Source organism: Methylobacterium ajmalii (genome assembly GCF_036448855.1).
Taxonomy (GTDB): domain Bacteria; phylum Pseudomonadota; class Alphaproteobacteria; order Rhizobiales; family Beijerinckiaceae; genus Methylobacterium; species Methylobacterium ajmalii.
The window spans coordinates 120718-138495 of record NZ_JAZFXT010000058.1 but is presented as its reverse complement, the minus strand read 5'-3'; the positions used below and the strand labels follow the sequence as shown (position 1 = coordinate 138495).

Genomic DNA, 17778 nt, shown 5'->3' with positions numbered 1-17778 from the left:
CCTCGGCGAGGTCCCAGCGGTCCGGCACGCCCCAGTGCTCCTGGTCGGTGACGGCGCGCAAGCTGGTGTTGACCTGGCGGTTGATCGTCGTGACCGTCTGCCACAGCCGCGGGGTCAGCGTGACCTGCGCCGGCTCGTTCGGGTTCACCGCGCATTCCGAGGCGTAGCGGGCGCAGAACTCGGTCCAGGCCGGGACCGGCCGCGCCTCGCCGACGGGGGCCGCCGGGATGGTGACGGCGGGCAGAGCCGCCAGGGTCTGGCTGCCGGCCCCGGTCACCGAGGCCAGGAGGGCGACGGCCGCCAGGGCGGCCCGTCCGATTTCGTTCTTGCGACCCGCGATACGCATCCGACCCGCACCCGCACCCGTTAAGCTCTCGTTAACGAGTTGGTCGCACGCCGGGTCCGTCAGGGCAACGGTCGAGTTAAGGAAAGGTTAACGTCTGTTCACAGGCCCGCCCGGCCCCGGCGCTACACCCGCCGCAGCGCCAGGGCGGCGATCGTCGAGGCGGCGAGAAGCGTCACCGCCACCGGCATCGCCGAGCCGTCGTGCCAGGTGGCGACCGCGAGGGTGAACAGGGCGCCGAGCGCCATCTGCATGAAGCCGTAGAGGCTCGAGGCCGAGCCGGCGGAATGGGGGTCGACGTTCATCAGCCCCGCCACCGCGTTCGGCCCGAGGAGGCCGATGCCGACGGCATAGAGCACCAGCGGCGCCAGCAGGGTCGTCACCGTGAGCGCGCCGCTCCGGTCGATCGCGAGCAGCGCCAGGGCGGCGGCCAGGCAGATGCCGTTGCCGATCCGGGCCGCGCGGCGGATCGGCATCCGGCCGGCGAGGCGCCCGGCGATGCCCGAGCCCACCACCATCCCGGCCACCACGATCAGGCAGTCGAGCCCGACCTCCTGCGACGAGCGGCCGAGCCGGTCGACGAGGAGGAACGGCGCCACCGCCAGGAAGGCGTAGAGGCTGGTGCCGGCGCAGGCTCCGGCCAGCATGTAGGCCCGGTAGGCGGGGTTGCGCAGGAGCCGCAGGTAGCCCCCCGCCACGGCGCCGATGCCGGGCAGAGCCACCGGGTGCCGGTTCGTCTCCGGCAGCGTCCGCACCACCAGGGCGGCGAGGCCGGCCACCACCGCGGCGAGCACCACGAACACCGCCCGCCAGCCGAAGGCACCGGCCACGAGACCGCCGATCGCCGGGGCGAGCGCCGGCGTCAGCGTCATCGCCATGGTGAGGATCGCGATCTTGCGGGCGGCGTCGGTGGGGGTCGAGACGTCGCGCACCATCGCCCGGCCGAGCACCAGCGAGCCGCAAGCCCCGAGCGACTGGAGCACCCGGGCGACGATCAGCACCTCGATCGAGGTGGCGGGAATCGCGAGGAGCAGCCCCGCGAGGTAGAGCGACAGCCCGGCGATCAGCACCGGGCGGCGGCCGAACCGGTCCGAGACCGGGCCGTAGACGAGCTGACCGCAGGCGAGCCCGACGAGGTAGAGGGTGATGGTGAGCTGCGCGGCGACCGGCGTGGTGCCGAGATCGGCCGCGGCGGCGGCCAGCGCCGGCACGAAGATGTGCAGGGCGACCGTCCCGGTCATCGTCACGGCGACGAGGAGCGGCAGCGATGCCTGGGCGGACGGCCTCGGGGAATGCGTCATCCTGCTCTCAGTCCGCTCAAAGCTCTCGAAGGACGGGAAGGCTCACCTGTAGGACGGGGGCGGCCCGGAGAGGCATGCCGGACCGGAATGGCAGGGTGCCGGCGAGCGCCAGATCCGGCGCCGGGCGCGGATCGCGCCGCCGGCGGCGGGCCTGCGACATCGCCGCCGCGGGAGCGCGCCCGAACCGCGGCGCCCGTCCGCCGTTGCAACTCGGCGCCGCCCGAGGGGGTGGACCCGCACGAGGAGCGTCACCGATGAATCGCGCAATCCTGATCGGGGCGGCCGCCCTGGTGCCGCTTCTCGCCACCGCCGCGTCCGCGACGCCGTGCGCCGAGCAGATCGCCACGATCGAGCGCCGGCTCGAGAGCCCCGGCGCCGCCCGGGTGACCGGTGAGGTGCCGACGACGACCGGCTCGCCGAAGGCCCTGCCGGCCCCGCCGCCCGGCCAGCCGAGCGACCCGGCGACGAAACCCGAGGCCGGCCACATCGCCGAAGCCCGGACCCTGATCGCCAAGGCCCGCGAGCAGGACCGCGCCGGCCAGGCAGATGCCTGCAACGACACCATGACCCGCGCCAAGGAGAAGATCGGCGCACTGCCGTAAGCCGTTGAACGACGTTCAGAACGTCTCACGCAGGCGCCGCATCGTGCCGATCCAGTCGTTCGGCCCGAGGCCTGCGACCACCCGGGCCGGGGCCAGCCCCTCGCGGGCGCGGCGGCGGGCCTCCCGGGGCGCCATCGCGAAGCGGCTCCGGAACGAGCGGCTGAAATGCGCCTCGCTGGTGAACCCGCTGCGATAGGCGACCTCGGCGATGCTGGTGCGCTCGGCCTCGGGCCGGCACAGGGCCGTGAAGGCGCGGTCGAGCCGGCGCCCGGCGATGTAGGCCATCACGCCGCCCTCGAAGCCGAACAGCCGGTAGAGCGTTGCCCGCGACACCCGGCAGGCCGCCGCGATGCCGGCGGGGGTCAGGTCCGGGTCGTCGAGGTGGCGGTCGATATGGGCGCAGATCCGCTCGTGGGCGCTGGCGGAGGCCGCCGCTCGCACCAGCGGGTCGGCCTCCCGCAGGTCGCTGCCGGCGAGCAGCAGGCAGAGCGCGTCGAGGGCGCTGCCGGCCTCCCGCGGCGTGAGCGCGCCGGCATGGGCCGAAAGGCTGCGCAGGTGGCTGCCGATCACCGCCGCGATCGCGTCGCCGCCCCTGAGGGCCCGGCCGTGCAGGTCGTGCGTGCCGGCAATCGCCAGCCGGTCGCGCGGCAGGATCAGGGTCAGGTTCGAGAAGTCGGTCGCCCGGGTGCGCAGGGTGCGGTTGAGGTCGAGGACGTTGACGTCACCGGCCGTCACCGCGACCGTCCGGTCGCCGCACGCGCCCTCGAAGCCGCCCGCGACGTAGTGCTGGATCACGACGTGGTCCCAGCCGGAGCTGCGGACGTCGCCGTGATCGCGCTCGAAGGTCTGCGCCCGGGCGGTGCAGGTCGTCAGCAGGGCGTCGGCGATCGGGGCGGCCTGCACGTCGGCCCGGAACGACCCCGCGGCCTCCGCATCCTCGAGGCTGACCCGGAACAGCGGCCGCACGAGGTCGTGCCAGAGCGCGAATTGCTGCTCGGCCGCGAGCCGCCCGAGCGCGAAATCCGTGGTCTCCTGCTCCGCCATCGCGCCGGCACCCATCCGCTCCGGCGCGGCGGGTCGCCGTGACGGGAGGCGACGCACCCGCGCGGCGCCCCGTCACCGAGGGTTGCGGGAGCGCCGGGTCGCCGTCAATCGGCGATCGTCACCCGGTCGGGGCGGCCGGTCTCCCGATGGTTTCCCCCGCGGGCTTCTCGGCGATCCAGACCACGTGCGGCGTCCGGCCCGGCCGCTCGGAGCGGATGCGGTGTTCCGTCACGGCAAAGCCGGTGCGCTGCAGCCGCGCCTTGAACTGGCGGTCCGGGCAGCCGGACCACACGCCGAGCAGCCCTCCGGGCCGCAGGCTCCAGCGCGCCCGCTTCAGCCCCCAGGAATCGTAGAGCCGGTCGTTCGCCCGGCTGACCAGGCTGTGCGGGCCGTTGTCGACATCGAGCAGGATGGCGTCCCAGGTCTCGGGCCCGGACTGGATCACCCGGTTGACGTCGGCCTCCCGGATCTCGACCCGCGGGTCGCCGAGGCAGCCGGCGAAGACGTGCGCCAGCGGCCCGCGGGCCCAGGCCACCACCGCCGGCACCAGCTCCGCCACCACCACCCGGGCCTGCGGCCCGAGCACCGCGAGCGCCGCCCGCAGGGTGAAGCCCATGCCGAGCCCGCCGATGAGGACCCGCGGCGCCGGATGGTCGCGCAAGGCGCCGCAGGCGAGGTCCGCGAGCTCCCGCTCCGAGCCGCTGCGATGGCTGCCCATCAGCTCCATCCCGTCGACGGCGATCAGGAACTCCTCGTCGCGCCGCACCAGCCGCAGGGCGCCGCCTCCGGGGATCGGGCCGGTGTCGATCTCGGTCCAGGACGCCAGGCCTGCGCCAGGCACGCGGGAACGCCTCATCGCTCAATGCTCTCCGCCGCAAGGGCGAGGCGCGGTTGCCTCGCGCGGATCGTCGCCGTCGGTCGCGCCAACGGAAAAAGCGGAGCCCGGACGTGCGAAAACCGCCGACCGATCCTCGACCCGGCCGGTCGGCGCGATCTCGATTGTGTGGAAGTGACGTCGCTTCACGAGAGAAACCTGAACCCTCGGCCTCTTCATCGTGGGTTCTCGTAGCATGGGATTCGATGTATCTTATCGGGCATCGCGACATCTCAAGATATTTCGAATGCCCCAGGGCTTGTGATGCAATCCAGACAATTTTTCGGTTGAATGAATTCGGGAGGTTATGGGCTGATGCTTGCCAAATGATTACCGGGATCGCGTCTCGACGCGCATCGGGCAGCCGGTCCCGGGCTTCGAGGCACCGGACGCTGTGCTGAGGAGTGAAAGCCTGTTTGCCTTGCGGCGACGCAATCGCGAGGAGATTTTCTATCCTGCCCTCCACCTCATCCGGAAGTGCGGGCGATCGAAAATCGCTGATCCTCGAAGGAGGGATCCAGTGATCTTTGAGATTTCTGGATCCTCTTCGAGATTATCCGATCTTTGTTCGGGTGCGATCTCCGATCGCCAACACCTCAGGATGAGGTTGCCGGTGAGATAGAGTATGTCGATCGGCCGAAACGGCTCTGAAGGTCGACGATAATTCGCGCCAATGGCCCGACCGTGACAGCGACAGCGCCGGCTCGGGCCGACGAACCACCCCCGGGCGTATCGAGGTGGTGCCGCTGCCGAAGGCCCACGCCGCCGCCCGCGACCTGCTCGCCCGTGTGCGGCCCAAGCGGGCGTCGCTTGCGGGGCGGTCCAGGTTGCGGGCGATGCCTGCCTGACGGCAGGCCGGTCATCCGTGCAAGGGCTTCCCGATCGACGTTCGGTCTGAGGAGCGTTCCTCGCGGGGAGCTCCGCCTTGCCCGCAACCAGACCCTTGCGGATGCGGGTGTGCGGGGATACGCCGGCTGCCGAGGCTCGAAGCCGTGTCACCGGCCCGAGTGGCGGAGCCGCGGCCGCCCCACGCTCGTGCGAAGCCGGTTTCCGCATCGCGAAGCGATCGCCGAACGATCAAGCGGAAGCCGTATGAAACGCGACGTCGGGCGGAAAGCGGGCTTGGTCGTTCCCCTCGGAGGTGCGAGACTGGTGGCGGATGCCCGTTCCACGTCCCTCCGTTGAGGCGCGCCGTTCTTCTCGGGAATCTAGCGGCTTCGGCATCGCCGTCCGGCGGGACGGTGTCACGGATGTGCCGACCGGGGGCGAGGCCGTTCCTCGAACGGCATGGTACGACTCGTCGAGCCTCTTCCCGCCGCAACCGCCGACGTGACGGAGCCGGCCGCGCTGCCTCTCACCCCCTCGAGATCACGGACCCGAACGATGCCGATCAAGGCGCTCAACGATCGCAAGAAGCTCTCGTCGGACTTCAACGAGGCCAACGACGCGTTCATCGACGCGGTGCTGGGCGCGCTGCAGGCCGGCGAGATCCCCCTCGACCTCGCCCGCGCCTACCTTGCCCACCCGGTCGCCATGATGCATGCGAACGGCGCGCAGGCGGTGGCCGATTACTTCGAGCGCATCCTGTCGCAGAAGCCCACGATCGACTGGACGCCGGGAGCCTGAGGGTCGGCCTCGCCGGGCAGGCGACACGCGACGGACGAGCGGGCACATCCGGGCTGCCCCAGGCTCGCCGTCGAACAGGGAACCGAGCGTGTACAAGGTGACAGGAACCGACCCGACCGGCCGTGCGCTGACCTTCGCCTGCGGCACCGACCTGCAGGCGCTCGACAAGGTCCGGGAGCTGATGGGACGCGGTTTTCGCGATATCTCGGTTTCGGATCCCAAAGGGAAAAAAATCAGCGGCACGGCGTTCGAGCACTCCGTCGGGCTGGATTACGACTGACGGCCGCCCGGCATCGGCGGGCGCGGCCAGCGGCGGCGTTCGCTTTTCGCAACTCCCGACCGCAAGCCCGGACTGGTGCCGTTGCGCTGCTTCGTTCTCGGAAGCGTCGAGGAAGCGGCTGGCCCTCTCACCGGTACAGCGGTGCGGGGGCGCCCGCGCGCGGCCTTGCCCGACGGGTGCGGGCGATGCGCGCCGGCCTCCCGCAACCGCCGCGTCCCGCCGCGGATACACCCCTGCGATTGACCACCCCGGCCGCGCTTGCCACAAGCTCGGCCGCATGAGCGCAATCTCCCAGCGCCCTCAAGGTGGAGCCTCACCCGTGTCGCAGCTGAAGCCCGGGTTCGCCCTCGCGGCCCTTCTCGCCCTCGCCGCCTGCCAGTCGAAGACGGCCGCCCCGCCGGTGGCCGCGGTCGCCCCGGTCGCGGCCCTGCCGGCCGCCGGCCTGCCCGCCGGCTCCGGCTGCGGTCCGGCCATCGCCCGGACCCAGACCATCGTCGACAGCGACGTCGCCACCGGCAACCTCAACGCCCCGGTCGGCAAGCGCTTCTCGGCCGACCTCGCCAACGCCGCCGCGGCCTGCGCCGCCGGCCGCGACGGCGAGGCGCTGCACCTCCTCGCCGCCGCCCGCGCCCGCTACGGCTACCCGGGCTAGAGCGCCGCGCGCGCCGCCTGGGCGAGGTCGGCGACGAGGTCGTCGGCCTCCTCGAGGCCGGCATGGAAGCGGAACATCGCGCCCTTCGGCAGCAGCGCCGGGTCGCGGCGCAGATGGACCGGCAGCACCAGCGAGACGTGGCCGCCCCAGCTCTCGGCCACGCGAAACAGCAGCAGCGCGTCGACGAAGGCGTGGACCCGCTCGGCGGGCAGCGCCTCGTCGAACACCACGGTGAACAGCCCGTTGCCGGCGCCGAAATACTGCGTGAAGCGGGCGTGCCACGGGCTCGCCGGCCGCGCCGGGCTCAGGATGTCGGCGGTGAAGGCCTGGCCCTCGAACCATTGCATCAGCGTCGCGGCGCTCGCCGCGTGCCGGTCGAGCCGGGCCTGCGTGCCGTCGACCCGGTGAAACAGGCGGATGCAGGTCTGGGGCGAGACCGCCCCGTGGCCGCTGATCCGCAACTGCCGGCGCAGGCGCGCGAGGTCGGGTTCGTGACGGGCCACCGCGATGCCGCTCGGCGTGTCGCCGTAGCCGCCCTCGTGCTTGGTCGTGGCCTGGATCGCGATCGCGATGCCGTGGTCGAGGGGCCGGAAGCGGACGTGGCTCGCCCAGGTGTTGTCCATCACGGTGCGCAGGCCCGCCCGTGCCGCAGCTTCGACGATCCCGGCGATGTCGGGAATCTCGAACGTGCCGCTGCCCGGCGCCTCGAGGTAGAGCATCGTGTCGGCGGGCGCGGCGCGCCGGCCGGCCTCGCGGATCAGGGCGCCGACCTCGGCGCCCGAGGCGCCCGCCGGGTAGGTCAGGAGCTCCGCCCGGCCGGTCTCGCTCATGTAGCGCCAGGCCGGGAAGTAGATCCCGTCCGGGATCAGGACGAGCTTGGGCGCGAAGGCGTCGAGCACCGTCGCGATGGCGGCGAGCCCCGAGGCGCAGACGACCGCGCCGGCCCCGCCATGCAGGGCCGCGAACTTCCGGCCGACCGCGTCGGCCTCCGGCGACTGGACGATGCCGTATTCGGCGCCGCCATAGGGCGCCCGGCCGGCCTCGTCGGCGGCCGCGTAGTCGGCCAGCGTCTCGAACCCGACGCTGCTCTGCCCGAGCGAGCCGAGATCCGAGAAGGCCCGAGCCCGGCCGAGGCCGCGCGGGTTGAGGTGGCCGCGCGAGGCGGCGAGGTCGAGGATCGGCGCGTGGATGCGGCGGGTGGCGGGCCGGCACCCGGCCAGGAAGCCGGCGCGGCGCCCGGGCTTGCCGCCGGCCTCGGGGAGAGGCGTCTCGGGGGTCGAACTCTCGGAGGTGGAGGTCTCGGAGGTGGAGGTCTCGGAGACAGGCGGTGAGGGCGGCACGGGGCGGCTCCGTCTCGGGCGGGGATCGTTTCGCCGTATAGGGCCGTCCCGCGCCGCCCGCCACGCCGGGCCGGTCAGGCGAGCCAGCCGAGCCGGCGGCCGAGGCCGAGCGTTCCGGTGATGCCGGCGAGCATCGCGATCCCGAACACCCAGCCCGACAGGGCGCCCGCCATGATGCCGGAGACGAGCGTGCCGATGCTGCAGCCGAGCCCGGTCATCGCTCCCCAGCCGAGCAGCACCCCGCCCAGGAGGCCGCGCAGGACGTGGCCCCGCCCGGGCCGGGCCGGCCGGAACTGGCCGGCGGCGAGCGCCGCCGCGAAGGAGGCGACCACGAGCCCGCCGACGAACAGTCCGTTCGGGGTGAGGAGCGCGTCGCCGAGCGCCGTGGCGCAGCCGCGGAAGGCGTCGAGTCCCTCCAGCCGCTCCGGCAGCAGCCCGAGGGCGGCAGCTCCCTGCCGGCTGCGCCCGCCGATCTCCGCCGTGACCCCGAGGGGGCCGAGCCGCAGGTAGGACAGCGTCCCGATCGCCCCGACGGCGAGCCCCCCGAGCCAGGTCGGCCAGCGCGCCACGAACACCGCCCGCCACGGATCGGCGACGGCCGGCGGTGGGGCGGCGGGGAGCGGCCGCCGCAGCAGCCACAGGGCGGCGCCCCCCAGCACCGCGAGCCCGGCGATGAGGCTGCCGGCATAGCCGAGGTGGCGCGGCAGCCAGGTCACCGGCGCCTCGGCGATGCCCGCGAGGTAGAGCGGGTTCCAGGTCAGGAAGCCGAGGACGAAGCCGAGGGCGGAGCCCAGGAGCGCGAACGGCGCCGTCGCCGAGCCCTCGCCGAGGCGGTAGAGATGCGCGCTCAGGCACGAGCCCGACACCGCCATGCCGGCCCCGAAGGCGAGGCCGGCGAGCGCCAGCACCGGCCCGACCGGCCCGATATGCGCGCCGGGCGGCAGCCGCGTCCCCGACGGGTCCGGCAGCCAGGCCCCGAACACCACGGCGTAGCCCGCCATGCCCAAGGCCAGCGCGGCGAGGATGCCCAGCACCCCGCGCGGGTCGCCCCGGTCGAGGAGATCCCGCCAGACGCAGAGGAAGCAGAAGCGCGAGCGCTGGAGCACGAAGCCGAACAGTGCCCCGAAGACCAGCGACAGGGCCAGCCGCCCGCCGCCCGCCTCACCCGAGAGGTGCCAGGCGCTCCCCGCCAGCAGGCCGGCGAGGATCAAGGAGACGCCGACGTGGAACCCTGTGACGGCCGGGACCGCCGCGGCGACCGCCGTGCCCGCCGTCGTTTGCCGAGACGTCACTTGCCGCCCCAGACCGTGCCGGCGAGGTTGACGACCGGCACGCCGACGGCGTTGCCGTACTCGGTCCACGAGCCGTCGTAGTTGCGGGCCGGATAGCCGAGCACCCGGCTCAGCACGAACCAGGAATGGCTCGAGCGCTCCCCGATGCGGCAGGAGGTGATGACCGGCTTCGAGCCGTCGATCCCGGCCTCGGCGTAGAGCTTGCGCAGCTCCTCGACGGGCTTCAGGGTCCCGTCCGGGTTCACGGCCTTGGCCCAGGGCACGTTGACCGAGCCCGGGATATGGCCGGCCCGCACCGCCAGTTCCGGCACCCCGGCCGGCGCGATGATCTTGCCGGAGAACTCGTCGGGCGAGCGGATGTCGAGGATCTTTTCGTCGCGCTCCTTGCGCGCCACCGCCAGCACGTCGCCGAACCGTGCTCGCAAAGCCGTCGAGGCCGGGGTGACGGCGAATGTGGAGGCCGCGACCTCCGGCGTGCGGGTGTCGAGCGGGCGCTTCTCGGCCTCCCACTTCTTGCGCCCGCCGTCGAGCAGCTTGACGGTGTCGACGAGGCCGTACTGCGCGAACACCCAGGCACCCCAGGCGGCGAACCAGTTGTTGTTGTCGCCGTAGAGCACCAGGGTGGTGTCGCGGTCGATGCCGAGGCGGCGGGCGAGCGCGGCGAATTTCTCCGGCCCGGCGATGTCGCGGCTCACCGTCTCGACGAGGTCGGTGTGCCAGGCGACGTTGTGGGCGCCCGGGATGTGGCCGCGCTCGTAGACGCCCGGATCGACGCTGACCTCGACGATGCGCAGCTTACCCGAATCGAGGTTCTTCTCCAGCCACTCGGTCGAGACCAGCGGGCTCGCCTCGGAGTCCCGGACCGGTGACGCCGCCGTCGTGCCGGCTGCCGCCTGGGTGGGGCCGGCGGGCAGCAGCAGGGCCGCGAGCGCGGCACCGGCGAGGCTCGAGCGAAACATGATCGTCTTGCGCATGGTCGTCCCCCGGGGGCGCCCGGTCGTGCCGGTGCGCTCCCTCTCGTCTTGTGAAGATGTGCCGAATGCTTCGATAGCTCGACCTTGTCGAGATTTTGCAGAAATAATCTCGCCGATCAACTGAAGAGATATTCTTAATTGAGGCGATTCGAGAGAAGACCGACGCGCCTTCGCGGCAGCCGGCGACGAGGATTATCCGGGCCCGGTCGTGCGTGGGACCGCTCGCGGCGGTTCGGCTTTCGTCCGGGCGCCCTAGATCGCCTGCACGGACACGACCGGAGACCCCCGATGCAGACCCCGCCCGACGACCTCGACGCCCGCGCCCTCGGCGAGGCCGCCCCCGGCAAGGGGCTCGCCCGCGAGGCCTGCCCGTACGCCGAGGGGACGCAGGCCCGCACCCTGTGGTTGTCCGGCTACGACGCCGCCGTGGCGGCGGGCGCCGCGCCGGTGACGGGCGGGATCAAGCGCGAGCCCGGCCGCTGAGCCCCGGCATGGACGCGATCGCTCCCGCCCATCCGCCGGCCCCGCGCCTCGACCGCAAGGCGGTCGGCGCCGTCGTGCTCGGCAACGCCCTCGAATTCTACGACTTCACCGTCTACGCCTTCTTCGCCAAGGCGATCGGCGAGGCGTTCTTCCCGGCCTCCGACGCGGGCCACAGCCTGCTCGCCTCGCTCGCGCTGTTCGGCGTCGGCTACGTCATGCGGCCGATCGGCGGGGCGCTGATCGGGGCGCTCGCCGACCGGGCCGGGCGCAAGCCCGCGATGCTGGTCACCATCGCCCTGATGGCGCTCGGCATGCTGATGCTCGCGGCCTGCCCCGGCTACGCGCAGATCGGCGGCTGGGCGCAGGCCATCGTCATCGCCGGCCGGCTGATCCAGGGGCTGGCGCTCGGCGGCGAGGTCGGTCCCTCCACCGCCTACCTGCTCGAGGCCGCGCCGCCCCGGCACCGCGGCTTCGTCACGAGCTGGCAGATCGCCAGCCAGGGCTGCGCGGCCCTCTTCGCCGGGCTGCTCGCCACCGGGCTGGCGCTGACGGTCGGCGACGCCGCCATGGCGCAGTGGGGCTGGCGGGTGATGTTCCTCGTCGGCCTCGCCGTCGTGCCGGTCGGCCTGATCATCCGCAGCCACCTGCCGGAGACCGGCGGCGCCGAGGCCGATCCGCGGGCCGCCGCCTCGACGGGCGCGGTGATCCGCCGGCTCCTGCGCGACCACGGCCGCCTGCTCGCCCTGACCTTCCTGGTCGTCGCCGCCTCGACGGTCTCGAATGCCGTCGGCACCAACATGCCGGTCTATGCCGGGGCGACGCTCGGCCTCTCGGAGACCGCCGCGACCGCGGTGCCGATCGCGCTCGGCCTCGCCTCGGTGGCGTTTCCGCTCCTCGGCGGGTACCTCGCCGACCGGGTCGGACGGCGCCCGGTGATGATCTGGCCCCGGATGCTGATCCTGCTGCTCGCGGTGCCGGCCTTCGCCTGGCTCCTGCGGGCGCCGGGGCCGTTTGCGGTCTACGCGGTGACCTTCCTGCTCTCGGCCCTGTCCTCGATCAACGCGGCGGCGATCATCGTCGGCATCCCGGAATCGCTGCCGCGCTCGGTGCGCAGCTCCGGCCTCGCCATCGTGTACGCGCTCGCCGTTTCGGTGTTCGGCGGCAGCACTAACTACGTGATCAACTGGCTGATCGCCGCGACGGGGGACCGGATGGCGCCCGCCTACTACCTCGCCGCCTTCAGCCTCATCGGCACGGTGGCGGCCTGGTTGCTGCCCGAGACCCGCGGGCGCGACCTCGACGACACCGCATGATCGTCCCGCCCCGCCCTTCGGGGCGGGGTGGTTTCGGGGCGGGGCGCTTTTCGGGAGGGCCCGCACGGCAAACCGTGCCACAAGCCGCAGGACCCGGCTTCCGCCCCGGCCGCGCCCTCGAACGGAAACCCTCCCCGTCATGAGCCTCGAGACCGAGACGATGCAAGCGAAGACGACGCAGAGGTGGCGCTTCCTCGCCCCGGGCCGGCGCGTCCCGGGATCGCCGCTCGCCTTCCTGCTCTTCGCCATCGCGGTGGCGACCGGGGGCTGGAACTACGTCGAGGCCGCCCGCAACCGCGAGGAGACCGAGCGGGTCGGCCGGGTCCTGGCGCAGAGCGAGCGCGTGCTCTCCAGCATGAAGGACCTCGAGACCGGCCAGCGCGGCTTCGTGCTCACCGGCCGCGAGGACTACCTCGACCCCTATACCGCGGCCCTCGGCCGGATCGGCGGCGAGCTCGACCGGCTCGACGCGGACACGCCCGACCGGGCCCTGCGCGCGCGCCGCCGCGCCGTGATCGACGCCGAGACGGACTATGCCGGCCGCGTCGTCGCCGCGCGCCGGGCCGGCGGCGAGGGGGCCGACGGACGCGACGCCGCCCTGGCGCTGATCCAGACCGGGGAGGGCAAGCGCGCCATGGACGCGGTGCGCGCGCTCACCCGGGAGGTCCAGGACGACGCCGCGGCCGGGATGCGCCGGCTGGCCGAGGCGAATGCCCTGCGCACGCCGATCCTCGCCCTCGTCACCCTCCTGTCGGCCCTCGCGGCGGCGGGCCTCCTCGCCCGCCTCGCCCTGGTGCGACGCCGCGAGAGCCAGCGCATGGCCGACCTCCTTGAGAGCGTCCTGGAGAACGCGCCCGTCGGTCTCGGCTTCCTCGACCGCGACCTGAACCTGCGCCACATGAACCGGGCGCTCGGCAACATGAGCGAGCGTGGCTTCGGTGCGGATGTCGGCGCGCCGATCTGGGCGCTGCTGCCGTCCCTGCGCGACGCCCTGGCGCCCAAGCTCGCGGCGGCTCGCGACAGCGGCCTCGTCACCGCCAACATCGAGGTCGGGGTGCCGGCGCCGAGCGCGCCGGGCGGGGTGCGCCACTTCGAGGTCAGCTTCTTCCCGCTGCGCCGCCGCGGCCGCGGCCCCGAGACCGAGCGGGCCGACGGCGTCGGCATCGTCATGGACGACGTGACGCTCGCCAAGCTCGCCGAGCGCCGCCGCGCCGACAGCGAGGAGCGTTTCCGCTCGCTCACCGAGGCCACCTCGGCCATCGTCTGGACTACCACGCCGGACGGGGCGTTCCGCGAGATCACCTCGGAATGGACCCGCTTCACCGGCCAGTCCCCCGCCGAGGCGGCCGGCCAGGGCTTCCTGGCGGCGGTCCATCCCGACGACCGCGAGGCGACGCGGGAGGCCTGGGAGAGGGCGGTGACGGGCCGCACGCTCTACGCCATCGAGCACCGCCTGCGCCGGCACGACGGGGCGTGGCGCTACATGGAAGGCCGTTCCGTCCCGATCCTGGAGGAGGACGGGCGGGTGCGCGAATGGGTCGGCGCGCATGCCGACGTCACCGCCCGCAAGGAGGCCGAGCTGGCGCTCGAAGCCGCCAAGGAGGCGGCCGAGGAGGCCAACCGCGCCAAGAGCCAGTTCCTCGCCAACATGAGCCACGAGCTGCGCACGCCGCTCTCGGCGGTGATCGGCTACGCCGAGATGCTGCAGGAGGAGATGGAGGATCTCGGCGAGGAGAGCCTGCTCGCCGACATGCGCAAGATCGAGGCGAATGCCCGCCACCTGCTCGGCCTCATCAACGACGTGCTCGACCTCTCGAAGATCGAGGCCGAGCGGATGGAGGTCTACGCCGAGGACCTCGACGTGGCCGAGACCCTGCGCGACGTCGCCACCACGGTCGACGCCCTGGTGCTCAAGAAGGGCAACACCCTCGACCTGCGGCTCGGCGACGGGCTCGGACAGGCGCATACCGACGCGACCAAGCTCCGGCAGTGCCTGATCAACCTGTTGAGCAACGCCGCGAAATTCACCGAGGACGGCCGGATCACGCTGTCGGCCGTGCGCGAGCACCGGCCGGGCGGCGACGTCCTGCGCTTCACCGTGACCGATACCGGCATCGGCATGACCGAGGAGCAGCAGGCGCGGCTCTTCCAGCGCTTCACCCAGGCCGACGCCTCGACCACCCGCCGCTTCGGCGGCACCGGCCTCGGGCTCGCCATCACCCGGGCCTTCGCCCGGATGCTCGGCGGCGAGATCGCGGTGGCGAGCCGGCCCGGGGAGGGCACCACCTTCACCCTGGACCTGCCGGCGCTCTACGAGGCGCGCGACCAGGCCGAGGCCGCCCCGGCGGGACCTGACGCGCCGGAGCCCGCCGCCGCGCCCCGGCCCGAGGCCGGCTCGAACCTCGTCCTCGTCGTCGACGACGACCCGGCGTCCCGCGACCTGCTCGTCCGCTTCCTGAAGCGCGACGGTTTCCAGGTCGCCACCGCCCCGGACGGCCGCGCCGGGCTGGAGCAGGCGCGGGCCTTGCGCCCCCGCGTCGTCCTCCTCGACGTGACGATGCCTCGGATGGACGGCTGGGCGGTGCTGCGGGCCCTGCGGGCCGACCCCGACTTCGGCGCGACACCGGTAATCATGGTCACCGTGCTCGACGAGCAGAACCTCGCCTTCTCGCTCGGTGCCACCGACTACCTGCACAAGCCGGTGGAGTGGGGGGCGCTCAAGGATGCGATGGAGCGCTTCCGCCCCGCGATCCACGAGGGTCCGGTCCTCGTGGTCGACGACGATCCCGACGTGCGCGAGCGCATGACCACGATGCTGACCCGCGAGGGCTGGCGGGTGGCGACCGCCGAGAACGGGCTCGCCGGTCTCGAGGCCGTCGGGGTGCGAAAGCCCGGCCTCGTCCTCCTCGACCTGATGATGCCGGAGATGGACGGCTTCGGCTTCCTGCGGGCGTTGCGCGACAAGCCCGAGTGGCGCGACATCCCGGTCGTCGTCCTGACCGCCAAGGACGTCACTGCCGAGGACCGTCGCCGCCTCGCCGGCCGGGCCGACCGCATCCTGCCCAAGGCCGGCCTCGGCATGGCCGACCTCGCCGCGACCCTGCGCGGGTTGATGGGACCGTCCACGGGAGGCGAGACGCAGGCGCCGGATCGGGCGGTGTCGCCCTGACGGCGCGGGCGCAGCGGCCGGCCGGCCTTGCGCAGCGAGACCGATCGACCGACCGGCCGGTTTCGCGGCGCCCGGTCCTGGCGCGCACCTGCCGTCCCGGGCACCGGCCGTGACGGCGACCGTCCCGCCCTCTGCCTGGGCCGGCCCCTGTTGCGGGCTGTTCGTCGGCGACGGTGCGCTCGACAGCCGGAGCCGGCCTGCCCGCAGCGGTGCCGACGGTCGAGCGGGGGGGCTCGGACGGCCCGGTTCGGGCCCCGTTGTCCGGTACGATGCGGTTTCCGGAGCTGGCGGAGCCGGCTCGCTTCGCCACGCAGAGACAAGGCGCCTTCCCCCCAGACCGCGTATGGTTTCGGCGATCAGGAATTCGGCCTTCGAGCGCCTGTCTCAACCGCCATATCCCATGCGGTCTCAATCGCTTGGCGGGCGCTGAAACGGGTTCTGCCAGGGGCTCTCAGGCCCGGGCGGCCTGCTCCGTCAGGCACCGCCGATAGAGCGTGCTGCGGCTGATCCCGAGGCTGCGCGCCGCCCGGCTGACATTGCCGCCATGGGCTGCCAGCGCCGCCCGCATCGCGTCCTGCGCGATGGCATCGAGACGGCCGGCCTCGGGCTCCGGCCGGCGCATGGGGGGAGGCGCGGGCGCGACGGCGCCGGCGGCCACGCCCTCGGGCAGGGCGTCGAGGTCCAGCACCTCGCCCGGCTCGGCCAAGGCCGCCAGCGCCTTCAGGCAGGCTGCGAGCTGGCGCAGGTTGCCGGGCCAGGACGCCTCGGCCAGCGCCGCCTCGCAGGACGGCGACAGGCTCACGGCGCGGGCCGGGCCGTCGGTGCGGGCCCAGAGCTCGCGCACCAGGGCGGGGCGGTCGGGCCTGTCGCGCAACGGGGCGAGGCGCACCCGGTAGGGGGCGATGCGGTAGTAGAGGTCGGCCCGGAAGGCACCCTCCTCGACCATGCGGGACAGGTCGCGGTGGGTGGCGCAGATCAGCGCGAAATCGACCGGCACCGGTCGCGTGCCGCCGACGGGCAGCACCTCGCGCTCCTGCAGCGCCCGCAGCAGGCGCGATTGGAGCGACAACGGCATGTCGCCGATCTCGTCGAGGAAGAGCAGGCCGCCCTCGGCCTGGCGCAGGAGGCCCTTGGCGCCGTGGCGCGCCGCGCCCGTGAAGGCGCCGGGCTCGTAGCCGAACAATTCGGCCTCGATCAGGGTCTCGGGGAGCGCGGCGCAGTTCACAGCGACGAAGGGCTTCTGCGACCGCGCGCAGGCCGCGTGGGCGGCGCGGGCGAAGACCTCCTTGCCGGTCCCGGTCTCGCCCTCGACCACCACCGGGATGCCGGCCTCGATCAGCCGCACGGCGCGGGCGAGGAGCTTTTGCGTGGCGGGGTCGAGGATCGGCGCCTCGGGGCCGGGTGCCGAAAGGCCCGGCGCCGGAAAGCCTGGGCGCGCCGATTCGGGCGCCGGCCGGCGCCGGGGCGGGGCGGGCGGGCCCTGGAGGCGGCCGTAGAGCGGATCGCCCTGCGCGTCGCGCAGCGCCAGCGGGCCGGGCGCGAGGTCGGCGCCGTGGCGGTCGGCCGCCTCGGCGCCGATGGCGTCCCAGCCGAGGCCGAGCAGAGCGAGCCCGTGCCGGTTGGCGCCGATGATCCGGCGGCCCTCGAAGACCAGCACCCCCTCGCGCGGGGTGCCGAGCAGCGCCGGGTCGCGGTGGAGGCGCAGCACCTCGCACCCCGCCGGCACCGCGTCGAGCACGCGGTGCTCGATCGCGTCGACCGCGAGGCCGACAAGGCCGAGCGCATGGCCCTGGTGGATGCCCGCCGGGCCGGTGAGGTCGAGGATGCCGAGCACCGCCCCGTCCGGGCCGAGGATCGGCATCGCGGCGCAGCTCAGGATGCGGTGTGGCTCGAAGTAATGCTCGGCCCCCCGCACCTCGACGGCGCGGCGCTCGACCAGCGCGGTGCCGATGGCGTTGGTGCCGGTCAGGCTCTCGCTCCACGGCACGCCGGGGCGAAGCGCCACCTGGGCGGCGCGACCGGCGAAACTGTCGTTGCCCAGCGTGTCGAGGATGAGACCCCCGGCATCGGTCAGGATCACCAGCCCGCCGGTCGCCCGCGCATCCGCGTGCAGGGCCTCGATCTCCGGCCGGCAGCGCCGGCGCAGGGCCTCGTTGCGGTCGAAGGCGGCGCGCATCTCGACGGAGCTGAGGGGCTCGATCCGGGGCCGGGTCCCGAAATCGAGGCCGAGGGCGGCGCAGCGCTCCCAGGAGCGCAGGATCGGCGGCGGCGGCTCCGCCACCCCGGGCCCGAAGGCCTGGCGGCGGGCGGCCAGCAGGGTGCGGGGGGTGCTCACGCGGCTCTGCATGCCCGGCCTCCTCCCGGTTCCCCCCGTCCTGCGCGGGGTGTCGCTGGTTGCGACAGGTGTCGCAGGTGTCGCGTGCCCGGTCCAGGCCGGCGGGGGTGAGGCGGGGGTGGATTTTGGTCGAAGGCTATGCCGGCCGGC

Annotated in this window: 15 protein-coding genes; 7 read left to right on the top strand and 8 right to left on the bottom strand. The window is 73.6% G+C overall.

The features are described 5' to 3' along the window. The coding region (locus tag V3T34_RS24280) for a transglutaminase-like cysteine peptidase (RefSeq protein ID WP_305078145.1) at positions 1-346 on the bottom strand (346 nt) is incomplete at its 3' end. A gap of 122 nt (positions 347-468) precedes the next feature. Next, a complete protein-coding gene (locus tag V3T34_RS24275; protein ID WP_305078146.1) occupies positions 469-1644 on the bottom strand; it encodes a multidrug effflux MFS transporter in 1176 nt (391 codons plus the stop codon). A gap of 254 nt (positions 1645-1898) precedes the next feature. Between V3T34_RS24275 and V3T34_RS24270 the strand changes: the two genes are divergently transcribed. Next, positions 1899-2246, top strand: coding sequence for a hypothetical protein (locus V3T34_RS24270; protein WP_091887107.1), 348 nt, complete (start codon positions 1899-1901; stop codon positions 2244-2246). 15 nt (positions 2247-2261) lie between these two features. Here the strand turns inward: V3T34_RS24270 and V3T34_RS24265 are convergent, their stop codons facing one another. Then, entirely contained in the window at positions 2262-3290 is a 1029-nt protein-coding gene (locus V3T34_RS24265; protein ID WP_305078147.1) for a helix-turn-helix domain-containing protein, read from the bottom strand. Positions 3291-3408: 118 nt separating this feature from the next. Beyond that, positions 3409-4116 carry a spermidine synthase gene (locus V3T34_RS24260; RefSeq protein ID WP_407942765.1) on the bottom strand — a complete coding sequence of 236 codons (708 nt, stop codon included), beginning with the start codon at positions 4114-4116 and terminating at the stop codon, positions 3409-3411. A 1431-nt stretch (positions 4117-5547) separates the two neighbouring features. On the opposite strand from V3T34_RS24260, the gene V3T34_RS24255 reads away from it, so the two are divergent. The 3 genes from V3T34_RS24255 (at position 5548) to V3T34_RS24245 (ending at position 6722) form a co-directional block, all read left to right on the top strand. Next, complete coding sequence (locus tag V3T34_RS24255; protein WP_060848466.1) at positions 5548-5790, top strand: hypothetical protein; 243 nt, start codon at positions 5548-5550, stop codon at positions 5788-5790. A gap of 88 nt (positions 5791-5878) precedes the next feature. Then, positions 5879-6070: a hypothetical protein gene (locus V3T34_RS24250; RefSeq protein ID WP_060848467.1), complete on the top strand. Its 192-nt coding sequence runs from the start codon at positions 5879-5881 to the stop codon at positions 6068-6070. Positions 6071-6347: 277 nt separating this feature from the next. Continuing rightward, positions 6348-6722: a hypothetical protein gene (locus V3T34_RS24245; RefSeq protein WP_407942763.1), complete on the top strand. Its 375-nt coding sequence runs from the start codon at positions 6348-6350 to the stop codon at positions 6720-6722. On the opposite strand, the gene V3T34_RS24240 is transcribed toward V3T34_RS24245, so the two are convergent. The 3 genes from V3T34_RS24240 to V3T34_RS24230 form a co-directional block, all read right to left on the bottom strand. Then, positions 6719-8062, bottom strand: a complete 1344-nt coding sequence (locus tag V3T34_RS24240) for a PLP-dependent transferase (protein ID WP_305078149.1) — start codon at positions 8060-8062, stop codon at positions 6719-6721. The genes V3T34_RS24245 and V3T34_RS24240 overlap by 4 nt on opposite strands. A gap of 74 nt (positions 8063-8136) precedes the next feature. Next, positions 8137-9354, bottom strand: coding sequence for a YeeE/YedE thiosulfate transporter family protein (locus V3T34_RS24235; protein ID WP_305078150.1), 1218 nt, complete (start codon positions 9352-9354; stop codon positions 8137-8139). Beyond that, positions 9351-10313 (bottom strand): sulfurtransferase, encoded by a 963-nt coding sequence (locus V3T34_RS24230; RefSeq protein WP_407942764.1) that lies wholly within the window; start codon positions 10311-10313, stop codon positions 9351-9353. The genes V3T34_RS24235 and V3T34_RS24230 overlap by 4 nt, the downstream gene beginning before the upstream one ends. 303 nt (positions 10314-10616) lie before the next feature. Here V3T34_RS24230 and V3T34_RS24225 point away from each other — a divergent pair, with 303 nt between their 5' ends. From V3T34_RS24225 to V3T34_RS24215, 3 genes are all read left to right on the top strand, one after another. Then, the gene (locus V3T34_RS24225) at positions 10617-10811 is read left to right on the top strand and encodes an Rmf/CrpP family protein (protein WP_060848469.1); all 195 of its coding nucleotides are present in this window, start codon (positions 10617-10619) and stop codon (positions 10809-10811) included. Between the two features lie 8 nt (positions 10812-10819). Beyond that, positions 10820-12124: an MFS transporter gene (locus tag V3T34_RS24220; protein ID WP_305078152.1), complete on the top strand. Its 1305-nt coding sequence runs from the start codon at positions 10820-10822 to the stop codon at positions 12122-12124. A gap of 139 nt (positions 12125-12263) precedes the next feature. After that, complete coding sequence (locus V3T34_RS24215) at positions 12264-15293, top strand: response regulator (protein WP_407942762.1); 3030 nt, start codon at positions 12264-12266, stop codon at positions 15291-15293. A 451-nt stretch (positions 15294-15744) separates the two neighbouring features. Here the strand turns inward: V3T34_RS24215 and V3T34_RS24210 are convergent, their stop codons facing one another. After that, on the bottom strand, positions 15745-17640 hold the full coding sequence (locus tag V3T34_RS24210; protein WP_305078153.1) for a sigma-54-dependent Fis family transcriptional regulator: 1896 nt from the start codon (positions 17638-17640) through the stop codon (positions 15745-15747). Positions 17641-17778: the final 138 nt, after the last annotated feature.

Excerpts from the sequence above, each read along its gene's own strand:
- V3T34_RS24275 (WP_305078146.1), bottom strand. The coding sequence starts at position 1,644 with ATGACGCATTCCCCGAGGCCGTCCGCCCAGGCATCGCTGCCGCTCCTC.
- V3T34_RS24270 (WP_091887107.1), top strand. The coding sequence starts at position 1,899 with ATGAATCGCGCAATCCTGATCGGGGCGGCCGCCCTGGTGCCGCTTCTC.
- V3T34_RS24265 (WP_305078147.1), bottom strand. The coding sequence starts at position 3,290 with ATGGCGGAGCAGGAGACCACGGATTTCGCGCTCGGGCGGCTCGCGGCC.
- V3T34_RS24255 (WP_060848466.1), top strand. The coding sequence starts at position 5,548 with ATGCCGATCAAGGCGCTCAACGATCGCAAGAAGCTCTCGTCGGACTTC.
- V3T34_RS24245 (WP_407942763.1), top strand. The coding sequence starts at position 6,348 with ATGAGCGCAATCTCCCAGCGCCCTCAAGGTGGAGCCTCACCCGTGTCG.
- V3T34_RS24230 (WP_407942764.1), bottom strand. The coding sequence starts at position 10,313 with ATGTTTCGCTCGAGCCTCGCCGGTGCCGCGCTCGCGGCCCTGCTGCTG.
- V3T34_RS24225 (WP_060848469.1), top strand. The coding sequence starts at position 10,617 with ATGCAGACCCCGCCCGACGACCTCGACGCCCGCGCCCTCGGCGAGGCC.
- V3T34_RS24220 (WP_305078152.1), top strand. The coding sequence starts at position 10,820 with ATGGACGCGATCGCTCCCGCCCATCCGCCGGCCCCGCGCCTCGACCGC.
- V3T34_RS24215 (WP_407942762.1), top strand. The coding sequence starts at position 12,264 with ATGAGCCTCGAGACCGAGACGATGCAAGCGAAGACGACGCAGAGGTGG.
- V3T34_RS24210 (WP_305078153.1), bottom strand. The coding sequence starts at position 17,640 with ATGCAGAGCCGCGTGAGCACCCCCCGCACCCTGCTGGCCGCCCGCCGC.